We start from the raw sequence: 20,770 nt of genomic DNA on the forward strand, positions 1-20,770 counted from the left end.
GTTTCTGGGATTGTAATCGATTATGGGTATGGAGCCCTTGCTCCTGATGTAGTTGTAGTTTTTAATAATATCGTATTTGGCATCGGCAATGTCGATTTTGACCTGGTTTGCAGCTTGAGGGTGGTGCTTTTGAATCTGTTCTGTGTTATAAAATGTTACTTTTTACGAGACCATCAAAGAAGATATTATCAAAAAATTCCATCCTCTCTTCTGCGAATACCCAAGCCCTTGGTTTGAACAGCAATTTAAACACTATCTTGCCAAGGGGGTAATCAAGAAGGCTGACAGCATCACTGATTTGGCAAAGAAATTAGGTCTCGATCCCGAAGCGCTGGTCAAAACGGTTGATCGCTACAATATGCTCTGTGATGCAGGCGAAGACGCCGACTTTTTTAAGGAACCGATTTATATGCACCCAATCCGCACAGCTCCTTTTTATGGAGTTGGACAGAAGGGCGGAAGCTGTTTCAACACCCACGGAGGTCTTGTAATTGATGAAAAATTCCACGTTCTGGATAAACAATGGGACCTGATCCCCGGCCTGTTTGTAGCAGGAGAAAATGCCGCTGGCGGCGGAAGCGTTGGATTCGTATTACCCGGTGGTCGCTTAGCCGGCATATTTGCGGCCAAAGAGGTTCTGGGTTAGGTTGTATATGTTTTGCAATTAAGAATCAGCATCTGATTTGAAGCCGGCTTTAAAATGATAAACTCAAACAGATAAATCTTAAGGAGAAAACTCTGATGAAGCAATCGGTAAAGGTCTCTGTGATAATTAAAATTTTATTAACATTGTTTTTGATTATAAATCTGCCTGCACCAACTGTATTTGGCGCAAATAAATTACCGAAGATCAACAAACATAAAGACAAAGATATCGCATGTGAATCATGCCATGATAAGGGCTCGCCATACGCAAGACCTGACGATAGTATATGTATGGGCTGCCATGGCAGGCTATACTGAACTGGCTAAAAAGACAGAAAAGCTTGATAACATAAAAGCCGGGATCACAAATCCTCACAAGTCACATATCGGTGAAGCCCGCTGTACTTTGTGCCATAAGAACCACGCTCAGTCGGTTCTTGATTGTAACCAATGCCATTTACCAAAATTTGATATGAAGGTACCATAACTTCCCGAAACAATATATTTAGAATCCCAACGATTCGGGCTTCGCTGGGCGAGAGAAACGTTTAGTTAAGCAAATTATATTATTTTTAGTTGCACCATTGTGATTCACAGGGAACGCCATCATTATCCCCATCGATTTGCACATTTGGACAGTTTTTGAGATAGAATCTGGCATCCTGACTGTTTATGGCAATAGAACTATGATAACTCATTGAATTTGTATGGTGGGCGGTACTGGGTTTGAACCAGCGACTTCTACCGTGTGAAGGTAGCACTCTCCCGCTGAGTTAACCGCCCATATTCGAAAAACTTTTTCTCAGAATAACGATTTATTAAGTTTTAAGTCAAGTTATTTTTATCATCTTCACTAATAAGAGTATCTTTGGGAACATTTTCAATATCTTCATCAGGTATCAATGGCAACTGATCAGGGTGCCGCTTTTCGGGAAGCAAAGGATTTACAAGACCTTTTATTTCTTCAGGAGTCGGCAGATCTCTTAAATCCTTTAATCCGAATATCTCAAGAAAACGCTTTGTTGTTGTATAGATAAGAGGACGGCCGGGTATATCTTTTCTTCCCAGAACACGTATAAGTTTGAGTTCAAGCAGCATCCGCAAAATGCCGCCGCTGTCCACGCCTCTTATATGCTCTACTTCGCTTCTGATTACCGGCTGCTTATATGCGATAATGGTTAAAGTCTCAAGAGCTGCCTTGCTCATCCGCAAAGGGTTCGGCTGTACAAGCTTTTTAACCCATTCGGCATATTCCGGTTTTGTGCGAATCTGGTATCCTCCGGCGACTTCCATAAGAAAAAAGCCTCCGTTTCTCTGTTCGTATTCTGTGGCTAACCCGGATAATATATCTTTAATGGTTTTTGTATCAGCCGGAACAACACTTTTTATCCGCTCTACCGGAAGAGGAGTATCGGCCACAAAAAGCAGGGCTTCAATAATATTTTTTAATTCCTGTTCCGTTGGAATAGCCATGGCATCCAAGCCTCTCATAAATAAAACAGTCTTATTATGCCTGATTGAACATGCTGGACAATGCTGATGATGGCCAGCCTTACCATTTCCAGAATAGCAAGAAAAGTTATCACTAAATCACTCTTTGTTGCATTTTCATCAAAAAGCTGATCGAAGGTAATACTGCCCTCTTTTTCCAGTATGTCCAGAAGCTCGTTGATTTTGTCTTTCACCGAAGCTCCGGCGGGAGAAACATCAAGTTCCTTAAAAGCCGGAATTTTATCAAGCAACCTCTGGAATGCGTCCATCAGTTCAAAGAGGCCGACATTTATCACTCTGTCTTCATTATCTATTACAAGGTCTTTTCTGTCCGGACTTCTGCTGAAAGTATTTTCACCAAGAATGTTTCTTTCCAGAAGATGCTCAGCCGCAGACTTCATCTGGAGATATTCAAGAAGCGGCCTTGTAATTTCAATCCTCGGGTCATCTTCATCTTCCTCCTGCACCGGAAGAAGCATCTTTGATTTTATATGGGTAAGAGTTGCAGCCATAACGAGAAAATCACCGGCTACATTGACATTCATGGATTTCATCCAGTCGATATATTGAAGATATTTATCAGTTATAAGAGCGATCGGAATGTCATAAATGTCAACCTCGTTCTTTTTTATAAGATGAATAAGAAGATCCATAGGACCTTCAAATATATCTTTTAAATGGACTTCATATATTTCTTCCTGTTCTTCAGACATGGGATATCTTTATGCACAATCTATATTTTGAGCAAATTCCTGACTTCTTCCATTGTCTTTACCGCTACTTTTCTTGCCCTGATATTACCATCTGCGATTATATCATCAACTATCTTTGGATTTGCCTCATAATATTTTCTCTTTTCCCTTATAGGTTCAAGAGATACAGCAAGATTTTGAGCCATTATTTTTTTGCATTCAACACATCCGATCCCGGCAATCCGGCATTTTGCGTTTATATCTGCGGTAATACTGCCGTCCGTATATATTTTATGAAATTCAAAAACATTGCATACTTCAGGATCTCCCGGATCTTTTTTTCTTGCTCTCTGAGGATCTGTTATCATCAATGAAACTTTAGAGGATATGGCATCCGGTGCGTCTGAAAGAAAGATGGCATTGTTGTAACTTTTGCTCATTTTACGCCGGTCAAAACCGAGTATCTTGGGTGTTTTGGTCAGTATTGCTTCAGGTTCGGGAAATATCTGGCCGTAAAGAAAATTAAATCTTCTTGCTATTTCTCTTGTGATTTCAACGTGCGGAACCTGATCAATGCCCACCGGCACGCCGAACGGTTTATACATTATAATATCAGCTGCCTGAAGCACCGGATAGCCAAGAAACCCGAAAGTGGAAAGATCTTTATTGCTTAGCTGGATAATCTGGTCTTTGTATGTCGGGTTTCTCTCAAGCCAGGGCACCGGAGTTATCATGGAAAGAAGCAGAAAAAGTTCGGCATGTTCTTTTATTTGGGACTGGACAAACATTGTGCTTTTATCCGGTGACAAACCGGCGCTCAGCCAGTCTATTATCATTTCTTTTGTATATTCTGCGAGCATGGATGTATTTTCATAATCGCTTGTCAGTGCATGCCAGTCTGCAATGAAATAAAAGCAATCATATTCTTCCTGCATCTGTATCCAGTTCATCAGCGCTCCGTGCAGATTGCCAAGGTGAAGCGGACCCGTGGGGCGCATTCCGCTTAATATCCGTTTTTTTTCGGTCATTTAAACTCCTCTGAGCCACTTTTCGTTTCGGTTTGGTCAAGGTCAAGGCGGGCTAAAATTTTAACCACATGAATACATTTAGTATTTCAAGGATAACGCTATGCTTCACTGCATGCAAAATTTGAGCCCAACGCAAAAGATCGGCCTGAATGGGACGTTTCGAAACCGGCTCCTTTGTTAAACTATAATTTCAGCTTCTAAGAAGAAAGCTAACAATAGGCATTGCGACATAATCTATGATTTTATTTAATAAGCCTGAAAACATAAAAATAATTAATATTATCATTCCAAAACGCTCAATTCTGGCAAACTGAATTCTCATCGGATGTGGAAGAAGCATGGCAAGAATTCTGCTGCCGTCCAAAGGCGGTATAGGGATAAGATTGAAAACTGCAAGAATAACATTAATAAAAACACTGAAATAAAGCATATAAACAATATTGGCAAGAATTGATATTGTACCGGGATCATGAAAATTCCCTTCATATTGCATTATAAAGTGAAAAAGCGCGCCTGAAATAAGTGCCAGACAAATATTTGCTGCTGCTCCTGCAAAAGCCACGATTATCGTATCTTTTTTAAAATTTTTCAAATTGGTAAAATTTACAGGAACCGGTTTTGCATAACCAAAAATCACAGAAGACCCTACAAGCTTAAGCATTACCGGAAGTATAAATGAACCCACTAAATCAAGGTGTTTCAGCGGATTTAAGGTCAATCTGCCTGCAAGTTTTGCAGTATTGTCTCCCAATCTGTAAGCAGCATAACCATGAGCAACTTCATGAATTGTTACGGATAAAATAAGAGGCACCATCATTAAAACTATTTTGAATATTTCAAAGTTATTGTACATAATTTTTTATAAAATCCATCTCATCATATTTTGTTTTAAGCAGGCCGTTTAGTTTGGCATTAAGAGCTGCCTGTAATATATTTTTATAAAGGGGCCCCGGCTCAAGACCCAGCGTTTTCAAGTCTTTTCCGGATACCGATAATTTTGCCATCCTGAGTTGTGTTATAAAAAATGATATTGCTTTTTTTGCCCGTTCTCTTTTTGTGATTGCCATCATATACAGTATAATCTCTATCCTGAACGGGAAAAGCATATTATAGAGCATATCATTTGTTATGTTGTAACCGTTTTCGAGTTCGCGGAGACATCGTTCAGATTCAATCCGCTCTTCGCAGAAAATGCTCTTTTGCTTAGGAGCGATTTCAAAGCGGGTGCACACATTTTCCGTTACCTCCTTTTTACAATGTCCGAAGAGCGCCATAAAATAAACGGCCCATTTGATATATGATTCTTCAAGAAAAAGCAAATTGTACCATGAGACAACCTGTTTAACCGAATTTAAATATGAAATCAGTTCATTATTTAATATTATTGAGGGGTCAATCACCTTGAGAAGGCCATAATCATTGAGCCTGATTATTGAGAATATGGGATTCTCTTCTTCAAGAATCTGACGAAGCTCCGAAAAAACCCTTCTGCCGCTCAGACGCTTGAAAAAATCCATTTTAACGGCATTTTCTATCAATCCCGATGTAAGTTTGCCTATAGTAAATCCGAATCGTTGTTCAAATCTTATGGCCCGGAATATACGGGTAGGATCTTCCACAAAACTTAAATTGTGTAATACTTTAATCGCCTTTTCTTTGATATCTTTTTGCGCCGCAAAAAAATCAATAAGGGTTCCGAATCTTTCAGGATTGAGCTGGATAGCCATTGTATTTATCGTAAAATCTCTCCTGAAAAGATCAAGTTTTATTGAACTCATTTCAACAGTGGGAAGAGCTGCCGGAAATTTGTAATATTCCATTCTGGCTGAAGCAATATCAATTTTAAAACCATCAGGAAAAATAACTACTGCGGTTCCGAATTTTTCGTATATATGTAAGCGTGCACCTACCAGAGGTGCATATTTTTTTGCAAACGCAATTCCATCTCCTTCTACAGTAATATCAACATCCTCATTTTTTCTGTAAAGCAACAGATCGCGGACAAACCCGCCGATAGCATAAGCTCTGAATCCTGTTTCGGTTGCAACTTTTCCTATGGTTTTTAATATCTCTATAAGATGTTTGGAAAGGCGCTCTTCAATAAATTTTACTATGTTTCTTGTGCGGGCATGAGTATGTTCACTTGGCTGATCATGAAGTTCGGAATTTTTTTGCTGGGACTGTCTTACAAGTATGTTTAAAAGATCCGTCCTGGTCACAACTCCTGTTATGACATCTTTATCAATAACGGGAAGGATACGCTGTTTGTTTTCAATGATTTTATTCTGAATTTCCAGAAGTTCCGCATCCGGCTCAACTGAGGCTACTTCAGTTGTCATATATTCTTTCACCATAACGTCATCAAGTTTATGATAAAGAGCTTTTTCTATAACCTGGCGGGTTATGTAACCAAGCAATTCCTCTTTCCCGTCTTTTTTTTCAGTAACAAGAAGTGCATTGATGTTATAGCGTGTAAGAATACCGCTTGCATCCTTGCATGAGACCTCACCGCTAACCGTAATAGGAGGAGAAGACATGAGCTGTTTTGCCGTTCTTCTTGTTCTGATATTTTCGTACAGAATTTTTAAAAGTTTTTGTTCGATCTGTGTTACTGTTTCACCTTTAATAGTTGCAGATGCCGCGAATGTATGGCCTCCTCCGCCCATGTGGGATAGAATTGTTCCTACATCTACTTCCTGTATTCTGCTTCTTGCGACAACATATACTTTATTTTCCATCATTGCTATTGCAAATATGGCGTCTATGTTTTCCATTTTGGCCATTTTATGAACCAGAAATGAAAAGTCATTGATATAGGAATCTGACGATATTGAAGTAATAACGACTTCCACACCGTTTATGCTATGCCTTGCTGAGGCCAGTATCATGTCATTTAAAAGTGAAATTTGTTTCGGGCTTATTTCGCGTGAAATAAGATTTGAAATTATATTCAGATCCGCTCCCTTGGAAAGCAGAAAAGCGGCGGCTTTAAAATCATCTTCAGTGGTTGAAGGAAATATAAAAGAACCTGTATCCTCATATATGCCAAGACACATTATAGTTGCTTCATCAGCTGAAATTTCAATATTTTTTTCTTCTAAAATCTGGGCAAGAATTGTAACTGTTGATCCTGTCTGCCGGTAAACTTCAAGGCTGCCTTTTATATCATTTGCTGTCGGCGGATGGTGATCGTATATGTGAATATCAATATCATTTCTGTCAAGAAGCGACGATAGTTTCCCGATTCTGCCAGGTTGCCTGGTATCAACCAAAACAAGTCTTTTAACATTTGAAAAATCCATCTTTTTAATATCCGCCATATTAAAAAGATAAACCATTGATTCAACGAAAAAATTTCTTAGGTTTTTTTCCTGTAATCCCGGAAAAACAACAAGGGAGCCAGGATAAAGTTTCTGCGCCGCAAGCATGGAAGCTATTGCGTCGAAGTCGGCGCTAATATGTGTGGTTATAACCGTACTTCCTTCATTGCCGGGTTTTTCACCTGCTTCCATTACAGACTTTCCTTATCAGCATTGCTTGTGAGCAGCATAACACTTTATCGTAACATATAAGCTTGGGGGGGCTTTTGCCAGATTCACTCAACATTCTTTTCCTGCCCCCGATCCCCGAACCCCGGAACCTGTTCCCTGACCCCCGATCCCTTTTCACATTCTAATTCATAGATGTATGGCAGGAAAGACAAAACTCGTTTGGAGATTTTGCCGTATGCACCTTGTGGCAAATAAAGCAATCTATCTCACCGTAGTGCGAATCATGAGGGTTTAAGCGGGTTCTGCCTTTTGTCAACTCAATAATATCTTTATAGCTACCGTGACATTTAAAACAAAGCGCGCCGGAATACTTTTGTGCTGGCACAGGCGGCCTTGCATCAACATCCTTATGTGCTTTTTGCAGGTCTTTTATGTCATGACAATCCGAACAGTTATTTTGCGCAGCGGCATGCCTGGATGCCAGCAGGCTGGGATCTGTCATTGATTTTACTTCTGCAGCATGACAGTCGGCGCAACGTGCATCCTGATTCCAGACAAAGTGCAAACTATCCGAAACCGGCTTTTTGGCTATCACCACTTCACTGTTACAAGCTGCGAGCAGCAATATTGAAATTAATAATATGGCAGTTAACAATATTGTTTTTTTCAACTTGGCATCTCCGCTTTCTTCAATTATAAATAAGCTGTCCATTCACCCAACTGCAAAACCATTCCTTTTTCGCCTGATTTCTATCCATTCTGCTTTGCGGCATGTTCACCAGCCATATAAGCAGTTGTCATGGAACCGCCTGCACACCATACAGCCGGAGGTGCAAACGAAACTTCTCCGGCGCCTCCTCCTGCTGTGAAAAAAGTTGCATAAAGTCCCGGAATAATATTCTGGTTCAAATCAAGCACCTGCATATTAGGATTCACCCGCAGGCCGCATGAGGTAGAGCCCATGCTGCAACCTATTTTAGTGCCATAAAATGGCGGATCCCGAACCGGTATTAAATGCTGAGGCAAAGTCCCGAATTCCGGATCTGCCCCTGCTTTACAATAGCCGTTCCATTTTTCAACCGCAGCTTTAAATCTTGCCGGATCAAGCCCCATGTTTACGGCCAGACCTTCAAGCGTATCTGAGCTTTTTATTGCTCCCATATCAATAGCTTCTTTTACTCTGACCTTCCAGTCCGCACTGGCCAGCTTCGGGTCAAACCAATCTTTCATAAGAGGTAAATCCGGAGTTATTGGCTCCTTACTGCCCATAGGCTTAAGTTTCCATATGTTTTCTTCATAATTATTATCAAAAATCACATACGCCCGATTTCCCGGCTGAGCCATTATCGCAGCCGGTCTGGAAAAAAACTGAAGGGGAGAACTGCTTATATCCATAAATCTTTCACATGCCTTGTTTAAGTGAAGCCATGCGCCCCTTGCCAGCTGTATATCACCGGAGGTTAAAAACCGGAACCAGGGACCGTTTACTTCCGAAAAATCTATTCCTCCGTCAAATCCGGAAAATGAGTCGTAACCTGACATGTCCGCCCCTGCTCCCTGTCCCATCCTGATACATTCTCCGGTATCGGAAGGCAGGGCCATTGATACACTGCCGACTCCTTTATAGGCTGTGGGCACATATTTTTTGAGCATATTTTTATTGTGCGAAAAACCTCCGGCGGAAAGAATCACAGCCTTATTGGCTTTGATGAATATGGTAGTGTTTTCAGGGGATCGGATAGCTTTAACTCCAACGATTCTGCCTTTATCCATCACAAGCGCAACCACTTTTGTATTTAATATGGTTTTCCCGCCTTTTTTATTCATGAATTCATAAGCGGCATTTATAGCTCCTCTCAATGCTGCATGGCCACGATGGTCAGGGTCTTGCTTGAATGCAGGAGAATAAACTGTTCCAAAAGGATTAGTAGTCCACTCTACTCCGATGTCTGCGAGCCAATCCACCATTTCACCGCATTTAATTATCGTGGCACGGGTCAAGGCTTCGTTTACCGTATAACCCGATTGTTCAACAGCTTTCCGTACGGCTTCTTCCAGGTTGAAAGGAGGAGAGCCAGCCGCCCTTGGTACTTTTTTGGCTCCAAAAACCATCAGAGCACCCGCATGCCAGGTGGCTCCGCCTACCTGCGGCATTTTCTCCACTGCAATTACCGAGCTTCCCATCTGCGCAGCCTTTGCAGTGCCAATAACACCACCGCCCAATCCGACTACTACAATATCCGCCTGCTCATCCCACACCGAAGGAGGATCTGCCGGAGGAATAGGTTTAACGTCATCCGGATCAACCGGTTGGCAACCCTCTGTTATAGGTTTTGGATAAACCTGACTTATTTTCGTTTTCTTTCATTTTCTTTCTCCTTTATGATCGCGATAAGCAGATAACTCGTCTAAATGCCAGATGGTAAACAGGAAACAAATTGATGCGGATTATCCCAAAATACCTTTGCTAAGTCAATGTTGTTATTAATTCTTTTAACAGATTCTCCCCGATGGCTAAACTCTGAGATATTTTGAATAACGCGAACCGCATATAGCGTCTGCTGTGGATAGTTTGAAATAATTTAATTCCGGTAATTTGCAGATGGCCGGATAGTAGTAATTGCATGCCGGAGGAAAGCCGGTCAGGGATTTAACAATTTAAACCCAAGGCCGGGATCAATAACCCGTTTTCCTGTAGTATCAACAAGTTCGAATATAATAACTTCCATGATCTGCCACACTTTTATACCATTTCGTACACATCCGGTTATGGTATCTGCGTTTCTTCCGCAGGCTATATGCATATGAATGACAGGATTGCCATTATCATCGGGAAATAAGGTTCCCGTGCCTGTAATTTCATGAACGTTTTCAAGAACATGTTCCATAGGATTGACCGGTTTTGCCTTCCCGTTTTCCGGGCCTACAACAAGCTTACTGCCTTTATCAGCGCCACCTATAATAATCATTGCAGCAGCGGTTATGGACTGATTTTTGGCAAATTTTTCAATTTCCTCATGAACTGTTTCTCCGTCCTCTAAACGCATTACAAAAATCCGGCCTTGTTTGGCTTCCGAATATTTCATATCAAACCTCAATCTCCCTGATAATAAAATTTTTGTTGCCGAACTATGTATATCTTCTATCCAAATTCATTGGCAGTTATCAGAAGCTGAACCGTTCCATAACCCGTTTAAAACCCGGCATCGCATTTATGATGGTATCATCCGGTACGCAGAAAGCTATTCTGAAATATCCCGGCCCCATGAATCCGCTTCCCGGTACAACCAGAATCAGTTCCTCCTGAAGCGCTCTGATAAATTCCACATCATCTTCTATCGGAGTTTCGGGAAAAAGATAGAAAGTCCCTGATGGTTTTATAAATTTGTACCCGCAGTCCGATAGTCCATCACACAAAAGCTTTCTTTTTTTGGCGTAAATTGAAACATCAACACTCATTCCCTGCATTAAAGCTACAACACGCTGCATAATGGCAGGAGCATTAACAAAACCAAGAATTCTGTTGGAAAGCGCCATTCCGCCATAAAGCTCATTTTTATAGATAGCGCCAGGATTTATTGCCGCAAAACCAATACGTTCACCCGGAATTGAAATATCCTTTGAATACGAAGTTGCAATTATACTTTCGTTGTAACAAGTAAAGATGCTGGGTATTTTGATTCCATCATAAGCAATTTTGCGATATGGCTCATCAGATAAAAGATAAATTATTTTGCCGTATTTTTTGCTCTTTTCGGTTAAAAGCTTACCGAGTCCGACTAAGCTTTTTTCAGAATAAACCTGTCCTGTCGGGTTGTTTGGAGAATTTATTAAAACAGCCTTTGTTTTTTCAGTCACGGCCAATGAAATGGCATTAATATCTATGGAGAAATCTTTTGCCGTTGGCACCGGCTTTAAAACCCCTCCATGGTTTGAGGCATAAAATCCGTATTCCACAAAATACGGTGCAGGAGTAATAACCTCGTCACCCTGATCAAGTAAGGTTTTCAAAATAACATTTAATGCCCCGGCAGCACCGCAGGTCATTACAATGTTATTATCCGCCACACAAACTCCCTGTTCTGAAGAAAGATAGTCAGCAACAGCCTTGCATACGTGAGGATATCCGGTATTTGGCATGTAGCCATGATCTCTATGGCCTAAAGAATTAACCGTGTCTGAAAGTATTTTTCTGAAATCCTCGGGAGGGGCAATATTTGGGTTACCAAGGCTGAAATCAAAAACATTTTCTTCTCCATGTTCTGCCTTGAGGCGGGTTCCTTCTTCGAACATCTTTCTGATCCAGGATGATTTTGTGATTATATTTTCAATATTTTTTGCAATAGACATTATAATAAATTCCTTAGCGGATATTCAATCCCCGATTATGTTTAACAAACAAATGATATGGTGACCCCTGTTGTCAATAGTGTAAACCAATTTATTTTTCATGCCGCTTGTTTTAATGCGTAAAATTGCTTCTCAAAAACAACCGGAGACAGATAGCCAAGTCTGGCCTGACGCCTTTGACGGTTATAAAAAATCTCTATATATTCTGTGATATCCTGAATTGCCTCTTTTCTATTGTAGTAATGCTGGTGATGTACAAGCTCCCGCTTAAGTCGTGCCAACTCCATTTCTTGTTCACTCAATGGCTTATGTGTACTTCCAACTTCCGACAGCTTTCCAGCCTTATAAGCTTTAATCCAGTTAGTTAAAGTAGATGGCGCCAGTGATAACCGCCTTCAAGCTTCAAGCACTGATAATCCGCCTTCAAGCACAAGCTTTACCGCCTCTTCTCTGAATTCTTTATTGTATTTCCCATATGGTATTCTTTCCATTGTGCCACCTCCGTTTTAAAATTTTTCTTAACATTGGTGTACACTTTTTTCAACATACCTCAATTTCATTTATGTTGATTACTGAATGAAACCTTGTAGATCTAAGACATCTTTTATCTTGATGACTACAGGAAATACAATACAAAAATTATTTTACCACCATTACTCTTAAAAAAGTTTCTTCTAAGGAATTCTAATAGGTATCTCTTAGATTGGGGTTGAAACAGAACCGGGGATAAATAAGCGCTATCTCTTTTTCCAGATTGCAATAATCCTGTCTGCAACCTGTAGGGGAGTTATATGGTCGGTGTCGATTTCATGCTGAGCAGCGCTTTTGTATTTGGCGGTTCTTCTTTGAAGAACTTCTGCAACTTCTTCGGTAAATGTTTTTCCTTGAGTTAATGCCGGACGCTCGGTGCCGGATTCAATCCGTGATACAATAATATCTACAGAGGCTTTTAACCAGAATATGATCCCGTTTTGTTTAAGAGCTTCGATATTTTCAGGCCGCTCGATAACGCCTCCTCCCGTATCCACAATAACATTATCAAGTTTTGACACATCAAGGGCAACTTGTGTTTCAATACTCCGGAATTTATCCCAACCGTATTTTTCAACAATTTGAGGAATTGTAAGATCTGCCTTTTTAACAATTCCGGCATCCATACCTATGCTTTTCATATTAAGAGTTTCTGAAAGAATCCCTGCGACTTCACTCTTTCCTGTTCCGCGATATCCTATTAATACAATATTCATGAGTTAAGACGCTCCATAACTACCCGGCGCATTACTTCTTCCGGCGCATCGGCACCGGTGAATCGTTCAAATTGAAGTACCGCCTGATTGATAAACATTTCTACTCCCGATATGGTTTTCAGGCCATGCATTTGCGCTTCTTTCAGCAGTTTGGTTTTAAGTGGCGTATAAACAACATCAAAAATAACCTGGCCGGGTTTAAACAGTTGCGGCGGCACAAGCGAAGCATCTTCTTTCGGGTGCATGCCTACGGGTGTGCAGTGTATAACCAGATCCGCCTGTTTCATATTCGCAGAAAGAGAAGTGTCTGTCAGCATATCTGATTCTATTATTGCTTTTGTGCCTGCTTTGAGATCGGAAGCCAGTTTATTCATCATGGCAGCATCAATATCTAAAAGTGTGAGTTTTTCAAGTCCGGCATTTTGTGCAAGAGTAAAGGCGATAGCGCGCGCTGCTCCGCCTGAGCCAATCATTAATACTTTTTGCCCTTCAAGGTTGACTCCTGCATCCCTGATTGCCTTAAGAGCACCCGGCCCATCCGTACCCAAACCGATTAATTTGCCTTTTTCATTGATAACCGTATTAATGGAGCCGATATTTCTATCCAGATCGGAAATTTCATCCACAAGATCAATGATTGCAATCTTATGTGGAATGGTAACGCTCATTCCTCTGAAATTCTCAAGCGCCCTCATGCCGGCCAGCGCATTTTTTATATCTTCAACCCTAAATGACACATAAACAAAATCCAGATCCAGTGCATCATAACCTGCGTTGTGTATGGCAGGCGAAAGGCTGTGAGAAATCGGGTTCCCGATAACTGCGCAAAGTTTTGTGTTAGTGCCTATAGATGTCAGTTTTCTCATATTTTAGTCCTGTAAGCCGGTTTCAAAACGTCCCATTCAGGCCGATTTCTGAGTTGGGCTCAAATTTTGCACGCAGTGAAGCATAGCGCTATCCTCGAAATACTAAATGTATTCCTGTGGTTAATTTTTAATTAGACAGCAATACGCTGCCTGAATTTAACTTACGGATTTTGCTACAGTATGACAAACATATTGTCAAGACGGAATTTGTACTGTTTTTTCTATAGCGCTTTCAGCAGCCTTTTTAAAACTTTTCCGGACGGGTTTTTGGGAATTGATTCAACAAAACTTACAGCCTTTGGCTTTTTGTAACTTGCAAGATGTTCTTTACAGTAGTTTATAATCTGCTGTGCATCCATGCTCATACCTTTTTTTAAAACCACAAAAGCCTTAACCGTTTCTCCCCAGACTGCATCCGGAATTCCGACAACGGCAGCATCTGCAACAGCCGGATGCCCGAACAGAACTTCCTCCAGCTCTCTTGGATAAATGTTTTCCCCTCCGCTTGATATCATGTCTTTTTTTCTGTCTACTATATAAAAATACCCCTCTTCATCAATTGTAGCCAGATCTCCGGTATAAAGCCACCCGTTTTTAATCACTTCTTCCGTTGCCTTATGGTCTCTATAGTATTGCTGCATTACATTCGGACCCTTGCAGATAAGCTCTCCTATCCGATTCGGGGGTGTAGTGTTTCCACCTTCATCAATAACTTTTACCTGTAAAAATCTTACAGCTTGTCCCACTGAACCGTGCTTTCCGAAAGAATCTTTACCTTTTAATACGGTAATAGTAGGAGAAGCTTCCGTACATCCGTATACATCGTAGATTCCATTGGCTTTTGGAAAGATTTTTAAAAGTTTTTCTTTTATCTCCACTGGCAGTATAGCTGCCCCTGCTGTGCATTTGCTTATGGAAGATGTGTCAAAATCATTGATTTTAGGGTGTTGAAGCAATATGTTATACATGGACGGGGAGCCGGAAATTACATTTACTCTTTTTTCTTCAATATATCTTAGTACTGTTTCTGGTTCGAATTTTTTTATCAGAATACATGTGCCGCCCAAAGCAATCTGAATGGTAAAGTGATTGTTCAAACCGGCTGTATGGTACATAGGGCCTATGATAAGAGAAATTTCCTCGCTTTTGTCTTCTCTTCCTGAAATTGTATTAAAGAGATTCCAGACGATGTTGCTGTGGCTTATAACCGCACCTTTAGGTTTTCCCGTTGTGCCGGAAGTATACATAATCTGACAGGGATCGTTTTCACAGATATCGACTTCCGGTTCGTCAGGTTTTCCTGAAGATAAAAAGTTCTCATAATCATGAGCGAAACCGCCTTTTTGTGCATCCACACATACAAAATGCTTTACCTCAGACAGGCTGTGATAAGTACTTGCTATAGTTTCTTCGAACTCCTTTCCAAAGAAAAAGAAGCAGGCTCCGGAATTATTTATAATATATTCAATCTCATCTGCCACGAAACGAAAATTTACCGGTGTTGCGGGCGCACCGGATTTTACAGCAGCAAAATATACTTCTGCAAACTGATATGTATTGAAAAACATTATTGCAACACGGTCTCCCTTTTTAAGACCATGCTGCCTCATCGCATGTGCCAGGCGGTTTACCCTTTGATTGAATGCCTTATACGAGAAATGCTTTTCTTCCGAAATAATTGCTGTTCTGTCCGGATATTTTCCTGCGCTGTTTACCAGAAGATATGAAACATTCATGATGCTTATCCGTAGTTTATCTTATTTCAAACATTTGTATCTTTAAATAGCAACCGGTTATTTACTCAATATATGCACCTGCATCCCGCATGTTCCGGCGGGCATTTTCACCGCTTTTAATTGTAATGGGCTTTGTTGCTTTTGAGATCAGTATTACTTCGAAGCCATCTTTAAGCCCATCTGTCACTGTTGCAAGCACACACACATCTTCGGCAAGACCGGAAACCCACAGCCGCTTGATCCCATCTTTTTTAAGCTTAAAGGAAAGCCCTGTCTGGTCAAATGCAGAATTCTGATCCTGGTCAAAACGCACACCTTTAGTAATTACTATAGCAGAAGCCGGCAATATAAGATCCGGGTGAAATCGCGCACCGTGACTATCCTGGATGCAATGAGGCGGCCAAAGTCCCCCGTTATCCTGAAAACTGGGATGCCCGAGAGGGTGCCAGTCCCGCGAGGCATATACATGCACGCCAATTGTTACCGCTGCTTCTATCCACCGGTTAATAACCGGCACAATCTTATGACCGTCTTCAATCGGGAGCAAACCGCCCGGGCAAAAATCATTTTGGACATCAACAACTATAAGCGCGTCATCCGGCTCCATGTTAAGTCTGATATTAGGCATAAGCTGCTCCTCTGAACCAATTGCAAAACACCCCGTTTCAGCCCGCCTTGACTTTGACTAAACTGAAACGTTTTGAAACTGGCTTCTTTAAATAGATTTTTTATAATGACTACTATTGTCCGTTTATCACCTTGCTTTAAGCTATCCTGTCCGGTCTGTAATTATACTTTATCAGCAGCCTGCTCCTTAACCCTCTTTTGATACTCGGAAAGAGCCACGCTGACATCAACAGGATAAGGCGAATCTGTCTTATCTATTGCCCTTATCTTCGCAGGCAAACGGGCAATCTGCGAGTTTGTATAGTTATGTATTGTTTTAAGATCAATCTTACTTTCCGGCAGGCGGGTTCCATTTTTCATTACCGGTATAAGCAATGGTCTGCCCTTATAATTTTCATCGGCACATGCTATAATATCGTATACGTCCTGTTCACCTTCCGAAATGCGGAAAACCTGTTTGCGTCCGGGAAGTACAGGCTTACCGGTTGATAGTTTGAGTCGTCCTTTTCCGGCATACAGGCAGAGTTTATAGACAATATCCAGGTCAGGCGCATCGTTTGAAACGCCCATACTTGTGCCCACGCCAAAGCCGTCAATCGGTGCTCCGGAAGATACAAGTTTTGCTATCGAATCTTCATCAAGTCCTCCGCTTGCAAAGATCTCTACTTTGCTTAAACCGGCAGTATCAAGCATCTGGCGCACTTTTTTTGAAAGCTTGTAAAGATTGCCCGAATCAAGACGCAAGGCCTTTACTTTAAAATTGCCGCCAAGCATTTTTGCAAGATCTATCACCTTTTGTACGCCTGCTATCGTATCATAAGTATCGACGAGCAATACCGTATCCGGGTAGTGTTGCACAAAAGACTGATAGGCGCCGGCTTCATCATCATGCGCCTGGATGTAGCTGTGCGCCATTGTCCCTGTGACCGGCACTCCATATTTCTTTCCTGCAAGAACATTGGAGGTTGCTGTAACTCCGGTTATATAAAATGAGCGCGCCGCTTTCAGTGCCGCATCGATGCCATGCATTCGGCGTGATCCGAAGTCAAGCACTGTACGTCCTTCTGCAGCTGTGACAACGCGATAGGCTTTTGATGCTATCAGGGTTTGAAGATGAACCTGATTCATAATCAGGGTTTCTATGATCTGCGCCTGTGCTATAGGAGCCACGACCTCCATGAGAGGTTCATTGGCAAAGATGGGTGTACCCTCCGGTACGGCGTAAATATCTCCGGTAAATCGAAAATCACGAAGCGAGGAAAGAAAACGGTCCGAGAACTTGCCGATCGATGCCAGATAGGCGATGTCATCATCGTAGAAACAAATATTTTCCAAATATTCAAGAACAGTGTCAAGCCCGCAGGAAATCAGAAAATTCCGTCTGGCCGGCAAACGGCGAACGAACAGACTGAAGACTGCATCTTCCGTCATATTCTCCTTAAAATAGGCCTGCATCATAGTCAGCTCATAAAAATCGGTAAAAAGCGCAAGCCCACTGTTTCCATGGCAGTGCTTAAAAGATTTCCTGTGTATATTTTCAGACAGTTCCCTTATCATGTAATATTTCCTGTTTCTTCCACAGGCAACAAATATGCACGCCGAAACAGAAAGTTGCCTGCAGGCAGCATTTATCTTTCAACCTCTTCCGGATCAGTTTGTTTATCCAAAGACAAATCTGCGTCATAAAACGCCTTGTTTTCAGGAAGAAGTAATGAAAACCCTGATGTCTCATCAATTTCAAGTACGGCTTTCCCAACTGTAAATTCAAGCACATGCCCTCCTGTTTTGCCATCTTCAGTGAGAAAATGAAGATGATAGCCGGCAACATTAATATTTTTAACATATGAAGGACACCGAAAGCCTGCTATAGTCCCTCTTATGTTATTAAATCTGAATGTCGGCTGGGTGTTTACTATTTCTTTCAAAGGCCTGTATGGCTTGCTTTGTTTAGGAACGCTTCTTGTCTTAACAGTTTTGAATATGCCTTTGATTTTTATAGCATGGAAAATGTTCGGAGTAGGTATCATTTCATCCGTAAACTCCACCAAGCAATGCATCAATAGTGGAATATTGGGTCAGGACATCGTGTTGAGAAACATCACCGCTGTAGACATTCTCAGTAAACATAAAATTAAAGCATAAAATCAAAATCAGTAACAAATAATTTTTCATAGCATTAAATCTTCTTTTATGTTCGTGGCGCATTAATTGGTTTTTCCCGGATGCATAACATAAGCACGCATTATTACAAATGATATTGATTCATTATAAATAAAACTAATATGTTGACAGATATTTTGCAACAAATTAGTTTATATATGAACTTGTTGATCAAGATAAGTTCCCGAATGGCAAACCATAAAATTTTCTTATCGTTTAAAGGATAGCTTTTATGAAGCAAAACATTGTTGAACGCAAGATAATGTGGGGCGATCTTGATTCTATGGGGATTGTTTTTTATCCGCGTTATTATGAATGGATTGATGCATGCAGCCATCTTTTCTTTGAATCTATCGATTTGAATCTGGTGAAGCTTACCGAAAAAATGCATTTAGGGTTCGGACTTGCTGAATCATCCTGCATATATATAAAACCGGGCAGATATCATCAGACTGTGAAAATCATTACACAACTTGAAGAATTAAATGAAAAGACAGTCAAATTAAAGCACTTTATCCATAACACATTAAATAATGAGCTGATGGTTACAGGATTGGAAAAGAGGATTTGCATGGATGTAAGCAATCCGGAAAATCTTATGGCAATTAACATCCCTGAAAAAATATATTCAATTTTAAAAACCGCATTGGATAAGTAACAATACAAGAATAAATCCAAAAATTTTTGCTTACGGTTATAATAAAGAAGTTATCCTTCTTCCGTTTTTTCTTTATTTTCCGTATTCTTTTCTTCTTTCTTTTTTTGGAAAAATACTGCGCTTATAATACTTATTTCATACAGAAACATAAGGGGTACAGCCATTAGAAGCTGATTAAAGATATCGGGGGTGGAAGTTAAAATGGCCGCGACAATAAATATCAGCAGAATTGCATACTTTCTGTTTTTCCTTAAAAATGGAACCGTAACAATACCAAGCTTTACGAGAAATATTATAACAATCGGAAGCTGGAAAACAAGCCCGAAACCAAGAAGCATCTTGGTAGTAAAACTTAAATACTCGTTCATGGAAGGAAGCGGTTGTATAATATCTGAAGCAAAACCCAGAAAAAACTTGATAGCTACCGGAAATACAACAAAATAACAGAAAAGAACTCCTCCGCTGAAAAAAAACACAGAAAATAAAACCATCGGAAATATATTACGTTTTTCGTTATGATAGAGCCCCGGTGCAACAAAACGCCAGATCTGGTAAAACACAACAGGAGAAGCTAAGGCAATACCGGCAAAAAAAGATAACTTCATATATATAAAAAAAGCTTCCGAAAGACCGGTAAAAATCATTTTATCTCCGGATTTCATTTCATGGATTAGCGGAAGTGTCAGAATTTCAAATATTTTTTCCTTGAATCCGTAAGTTAATGCGAATCCAACCCCAACTGCGATAAAACAGATTATCAGTCGTTTTCTGAGTTCTTCCAGATGGGCTGTAAAAGAAATTTTATCATCTTCTTTCATCTTCTGTTATTCCTTTTTCCGGTTCTTTTTCCAAACAGTTCTTATTTTCACAGCCGGCTTCTTCTCCGCGTTCATTTTTATCTTCATCAGGCCTGGAACCAATTTCGATTTTATCCTGTTCGCTTATAATTTCCGCCTTGTCTATAATTTTTTTGTCATCGATATGATTCAACTCATCAAATTTTATTTCAGCCTCCATCGTTTGTTTAAATTCATTTGTGGTTTTTTTCAGTTCACCAAACATGCGCCCAAGAGTTTTGGCAATATCGGGAAGTTTATCAGGACCAACAACAATAAGCGCTATTGCAGCTATTAAGAGAAATTCAGGCATACCTATGTCAAACATATATTTTTCTCCATAAAAATTATTGTCTTGCTCATGGAAGAGGAGACCTGCCTGCCAGCAGGGAAACTCTTGTCTTTAAGCAACGATTTTTTTGTAATTATACAAATAGCAATAAGCACATAATTTGTTCAAAATTTAGCATATAATTATTCCGGTGTAAACCATGACACAGATGAGCACTGTAACGTTTTTATATATCACTTAAAATTTCATAAAAGCTGTTGCCCAATCCATCTTCCTTTGAACAGCAGATACCACTTATATATATTCCTGAGTAAAGAGACAATGAGACTTTTTATATAACACACACTTTTATGGATTATTTTTCAAGGCTCAGAGTGGCTCGCCATTAAGCACGCTCTGATATTTATATGGCAACTGCTATAAATAAACTCAACATATTGGATGGTTACCATTAAAATGGGCTGAGTAAGCAAAAATTATATATATTTTAAAATTATTTCTTGTCAAAATAAACCGGATGATGTATATTTATTAAAAAATATCAGGTGGATGTTTGTTAATGCTTAGTAATTCTTTTTGTAAGAAATATTAACAAAATCAAAAGAACAAACTTCTTGGTTGTAAAATCATATTATAATTAAAAATATCAAG

22 protein-coding genes, 1 tRNA gene and 1 pseudogene are annotated in these 20,770 nt (G+C 40.3%); 4 read left to right on the forward strand and 20 right to left on the reverse strand.

All coding sequences use genetic code 11. The annotated features are described in order from the left end of the window. The 3 genes from VXK47_RS01300 to VXK47_RS01310 form a co-directional block, all read left to right on the forward strand. The coding region (locus VXK47_RS01300) for a hypothetical protein (RefSeq protein WP_435546970.1) at window positions 1-237 on the forward strand (237 nt) is incomplete at its 5' end. Between the two features lie 61 nt (window positions 238-298). Continuing rightward, a complete protein-coding gene (locus VXK47_RS01305) occupies window positions 299-646 on the forward strand; it encodes an FAD-binding protein (protein WP_435546971.1) in 348 nt (115 codons plus the stop codon). Between the two features lie 246 nt (window positions 647-892). Beyond that, complete coding sequence (locus VXK47_RS01310) at window positions 893-1,132, forward strand: cytochrome c3 family protein (RefSeq protein ID WP_435546972.1); 240 nt, start codon at window positions 893-895, stop codon at window positions 1,130-1,132. Window positions 1,133-1,217: 85 nt separating this feature from the next. Here the strand turns inward: VXK47_RS01310 and VXK47_RS01315 are convergent, their stop codons facing one another. The 18 genes and pseudogenes from VXK47_RS01315 to VXK47_RS01400 all read right to left on the reverse strand — a co-directional run bounded on the left by VXK47_RS01315 (window position 1,218) and on the right by VXK47_RS01400 (window position 18,230). After that, window positions 1,218-1,343 (reverse strand): excalibur calcium-binding domain-containing protein, encoded by a 126-nt coding sequence (locus VXK47_RS01315; protein WP_435546973.1) that lies wholly within the window; start codon window positions 1,341-1,343, stop codon window positions 1,218-1,220. A gap of 10 nt (window positions 1,344-1,353) precedes the next feature. After that, window positions 1,354-1,428 (reverse strand) — tRNA-Val (locus VXK47_RS01320). Window positions 1,429-1,470: 42 nt separating this feature from the next. Next, window positions 1,471-2,118, reverse strand: a complete 648-nt coding sequence (scpB, locus tag VXK47_RS01325; RefSeq protein ID WP_435546974.1) for an SMC-Scp complex subunit ScpB — start codon at window positions 2,116-2,118, stop codon at window positions 1,471-1,473. A 14-nt stretch (window positions 2,119-2,132) separates the two neighbouring features. Continuing rightward, entirely contained in the window at window positions 2,133-2,849 is a 717-nt protein-coding gene (locus VXK47_RS01330) for a segregation and condensation protein A (RefSeq protein WP_435546975.1), read from the reverse strand. A 20-nt stretch (window positions 2,850-2,869) separates the two neighbouring features. Next, window positions 2,870-3,856 carry a tryptophan--tRNA ligase gene (gene trpS, locus VXK47_RS01335; protein WP_435546976.1) on the reverse strand — a complete coding sequence of 329 codons (987 nt, stop codon included), beginning with the start codon at window positions 3,854-3,856 and terminating at the stop codon, window positions 2,870-2,872. 190 nt (window positions 3,857-4,046) lie between these two features. After that, window positions 4,047-4,709: a site-2 protease family protein gene (locus VXK47_RS01340; protein ID WP_435546977.1), complete on the reverse strand. Its 663-nt coding sequence runs from the start codon at window positions 4,707-4,709 to the stop codon at window positions 4,047-4,049. After that, complete coding sequence (locus tag VXK47_RS01345) at window positions 4,699-7,368, reverse strand: CBS domain-containing protein (protein ID WP_435546978.1); 2,670 nt, start codon at window positions 7,366-7,368, stop codon at window positions 4,699-4,701. Before VXK47_RS01345 ends, VXK47_RS01340 begins: the two co-directional genes overlap by 11 nt. A gap of 160 nt (window positions 7,369-7,528) precedes the next feature. Then, window positions 7,529-8,059, reverse strand: a complete 531-nt coding sequence (locus VXK47_RS01350) for a cytochrome c3 family protein (RefSeq protein ID WP_435546979.1) — start codon at window positions 8,057-8,059, stop codon at window positions 7,529-7,531. A gap of 38 nt (window positions 8,060-8,097) precedes the next feature. Further along, entirely contained in the window at window positions 8,098-9,606 is a 1,509-nt protein-coding gene (locus tag VXK47_RS01355) for an FAD-dependent oxidoreductase (RefSeq protein ID WP_435546980.1), read from the reverse strand. 383 nt (window positions 9,607-9,989) lie between these two features. Next, the gene (locus VXK47_RS01360) at window positions 9,990-10,433 is read right to left on the reverse strand and encodes a PPC domain-containing DNA-binding protein (protein ID WP_435546981.1); all 444 of its coding nucleotides are present in this window, start codon (window positions 10,431-10,433) and stop codon (window positions 9,990-9,992) included. A 79-nt stretch (window positions 10,434-10,512) separates the two neighbouring features. Then, complete coding sequence (locus VXK47_RS01365; RefSeq protein ID WP_435546982.1) at window positions 10,513-11,697, reverse strand: pyridoxal phosphate-dependent aminotransferase; 1,185 nt, start codon at window positions 11,695-11,697, stop codon at window positions 10,513-10,515. 98 nt (window positions 11,698-11,795) lie between these two features. Then, window positions 11,796-11,969: pseudogene (locus VXK47_RS01370) on the reverse strand (IS3 family transposase); the annotation flags it as partial. A 465-nt stretch (window positions 11,970-12,434) separates the two neighbouring features. Next, entirely contained in the window at window positions 12,435-12,944 is a 510-nt protein-coding gene (locus VXK47_RS01375) for a shikimate kinase (protein WP_435546983.1), read from the reverse strand. Then, entirely contained in the window at window positions 12,941-13,810 is an 870-nt protein-coding gene (locus VXK47_RS01380) for a shikimate dehydrogenase family protein (protein WP_435546984.1), read from the reverse strand. The genes VXK47_RS01375 and VXK47_RS01380 overlap by 4 nt, the downstream gene beginning before the upstream one ends. 221 nt (window positions 13,811-14,031) lie before the next feature. Then, window positions 14,032-15,546 (reverse strand): class I adenylate-forming enzyme family protein, encoded by a 1,515-nt coding sequence (locus tag VXK47_RS01385; RefSeq protein WP_435546985.1) that lies wholly within the window; start codon window positions 15,544-15,546, stop codon window positions 14,032-14,034. Window positions 15,547-15,607: 61 nt separating this feature from the next. Further along, window positions 15,608-16,174, reverse strand: a complete 567-nt coding sequence (locus VXK47_RS01390) for an isochorismatase family protein (RefSeq protein WP_435546986.1) — start codon at window positions 16,172-16,174, stop codon at window positions 15,608-15,610. 161 nt (window positions 16,175-16,335) lie between these two features. Further along, window positions 16,336-17,730, reverse strand: coding sequence for a nicotinate phosphoribosyltransferase (locus VXK47_RS01395; RefSeq protein ID WP_435546987.1), 1,395 nt, complete (start codon window positions 17,728-17,730; stop codon window positions 16,336-16,338). 71 nt (window positions 17,731-17,801) lie between these two features. Then, on the reverse strand, window positions 17,802-18,230 hold the full coding sequence (locus VXK47_RS01400; protein WP_435546997.1) for an acetolactate decarboxylase: 429 nt from the start codon (window positions 18,228-18,230) through the stop codon (window positions 17,802-17,804). Between the two features lie 335 nt (window positions 18,231-18,565). Between VXK47_RS01400 and VXK47_RS01405 the strand changes: the two genes are divergently transcribed. Next, window positions 18,566-18,991, forward strand: coding sequence for an acyl-CoA thioesterase (locus tag VXK47_RS01405; RefSeq protein ID WP_435546988.1), 426 nt, complete (start codon window positions 18,566-18,568; stop codon window positions 18,989-18,991). Window positions 18,992-19,041: 50 nt separating this feature from the next. Here the strand turns inward: VXK47_RS01405 and tatC are convergent, their stop codons facing one another. Both tatC and tatB read right to left on the reverse strand, forming a co-directional pair. After that, a complete protein-coding gene (tatC, locus tag VXK47_RS01410; RefSeq protein ID WP_435546989.1) occupies window positions 19,042-19,809 on the reverse strand; it encodes a twin-arginine translocase subunit TatC in 768 nt (255 codons plus the stop codon). Beyond that, entirely contained in the window at window positions 19,796-20,155 is a 360-nt protein-coding gene (gene tatB, locus VXK47_RS01415) for a Sec-independent protein translocase protein TatB (protein WP_435546990.1), read from the reverse strand. Before tatB ends, tatC begins: the two co-directional genes overlap by 14 nt. Window positions 20,156-20,770 lie beyond the last annotated feature (615 nt).

Origin of the sequence: Desulfobacterium sp. N47, from assembly GCF_051233685.1 — a bacterium.
GTDB lineage: Bacteria > Desulfobacterota > Desulfobacteria > Desulfobacterales > RPRI01 > RPRI01.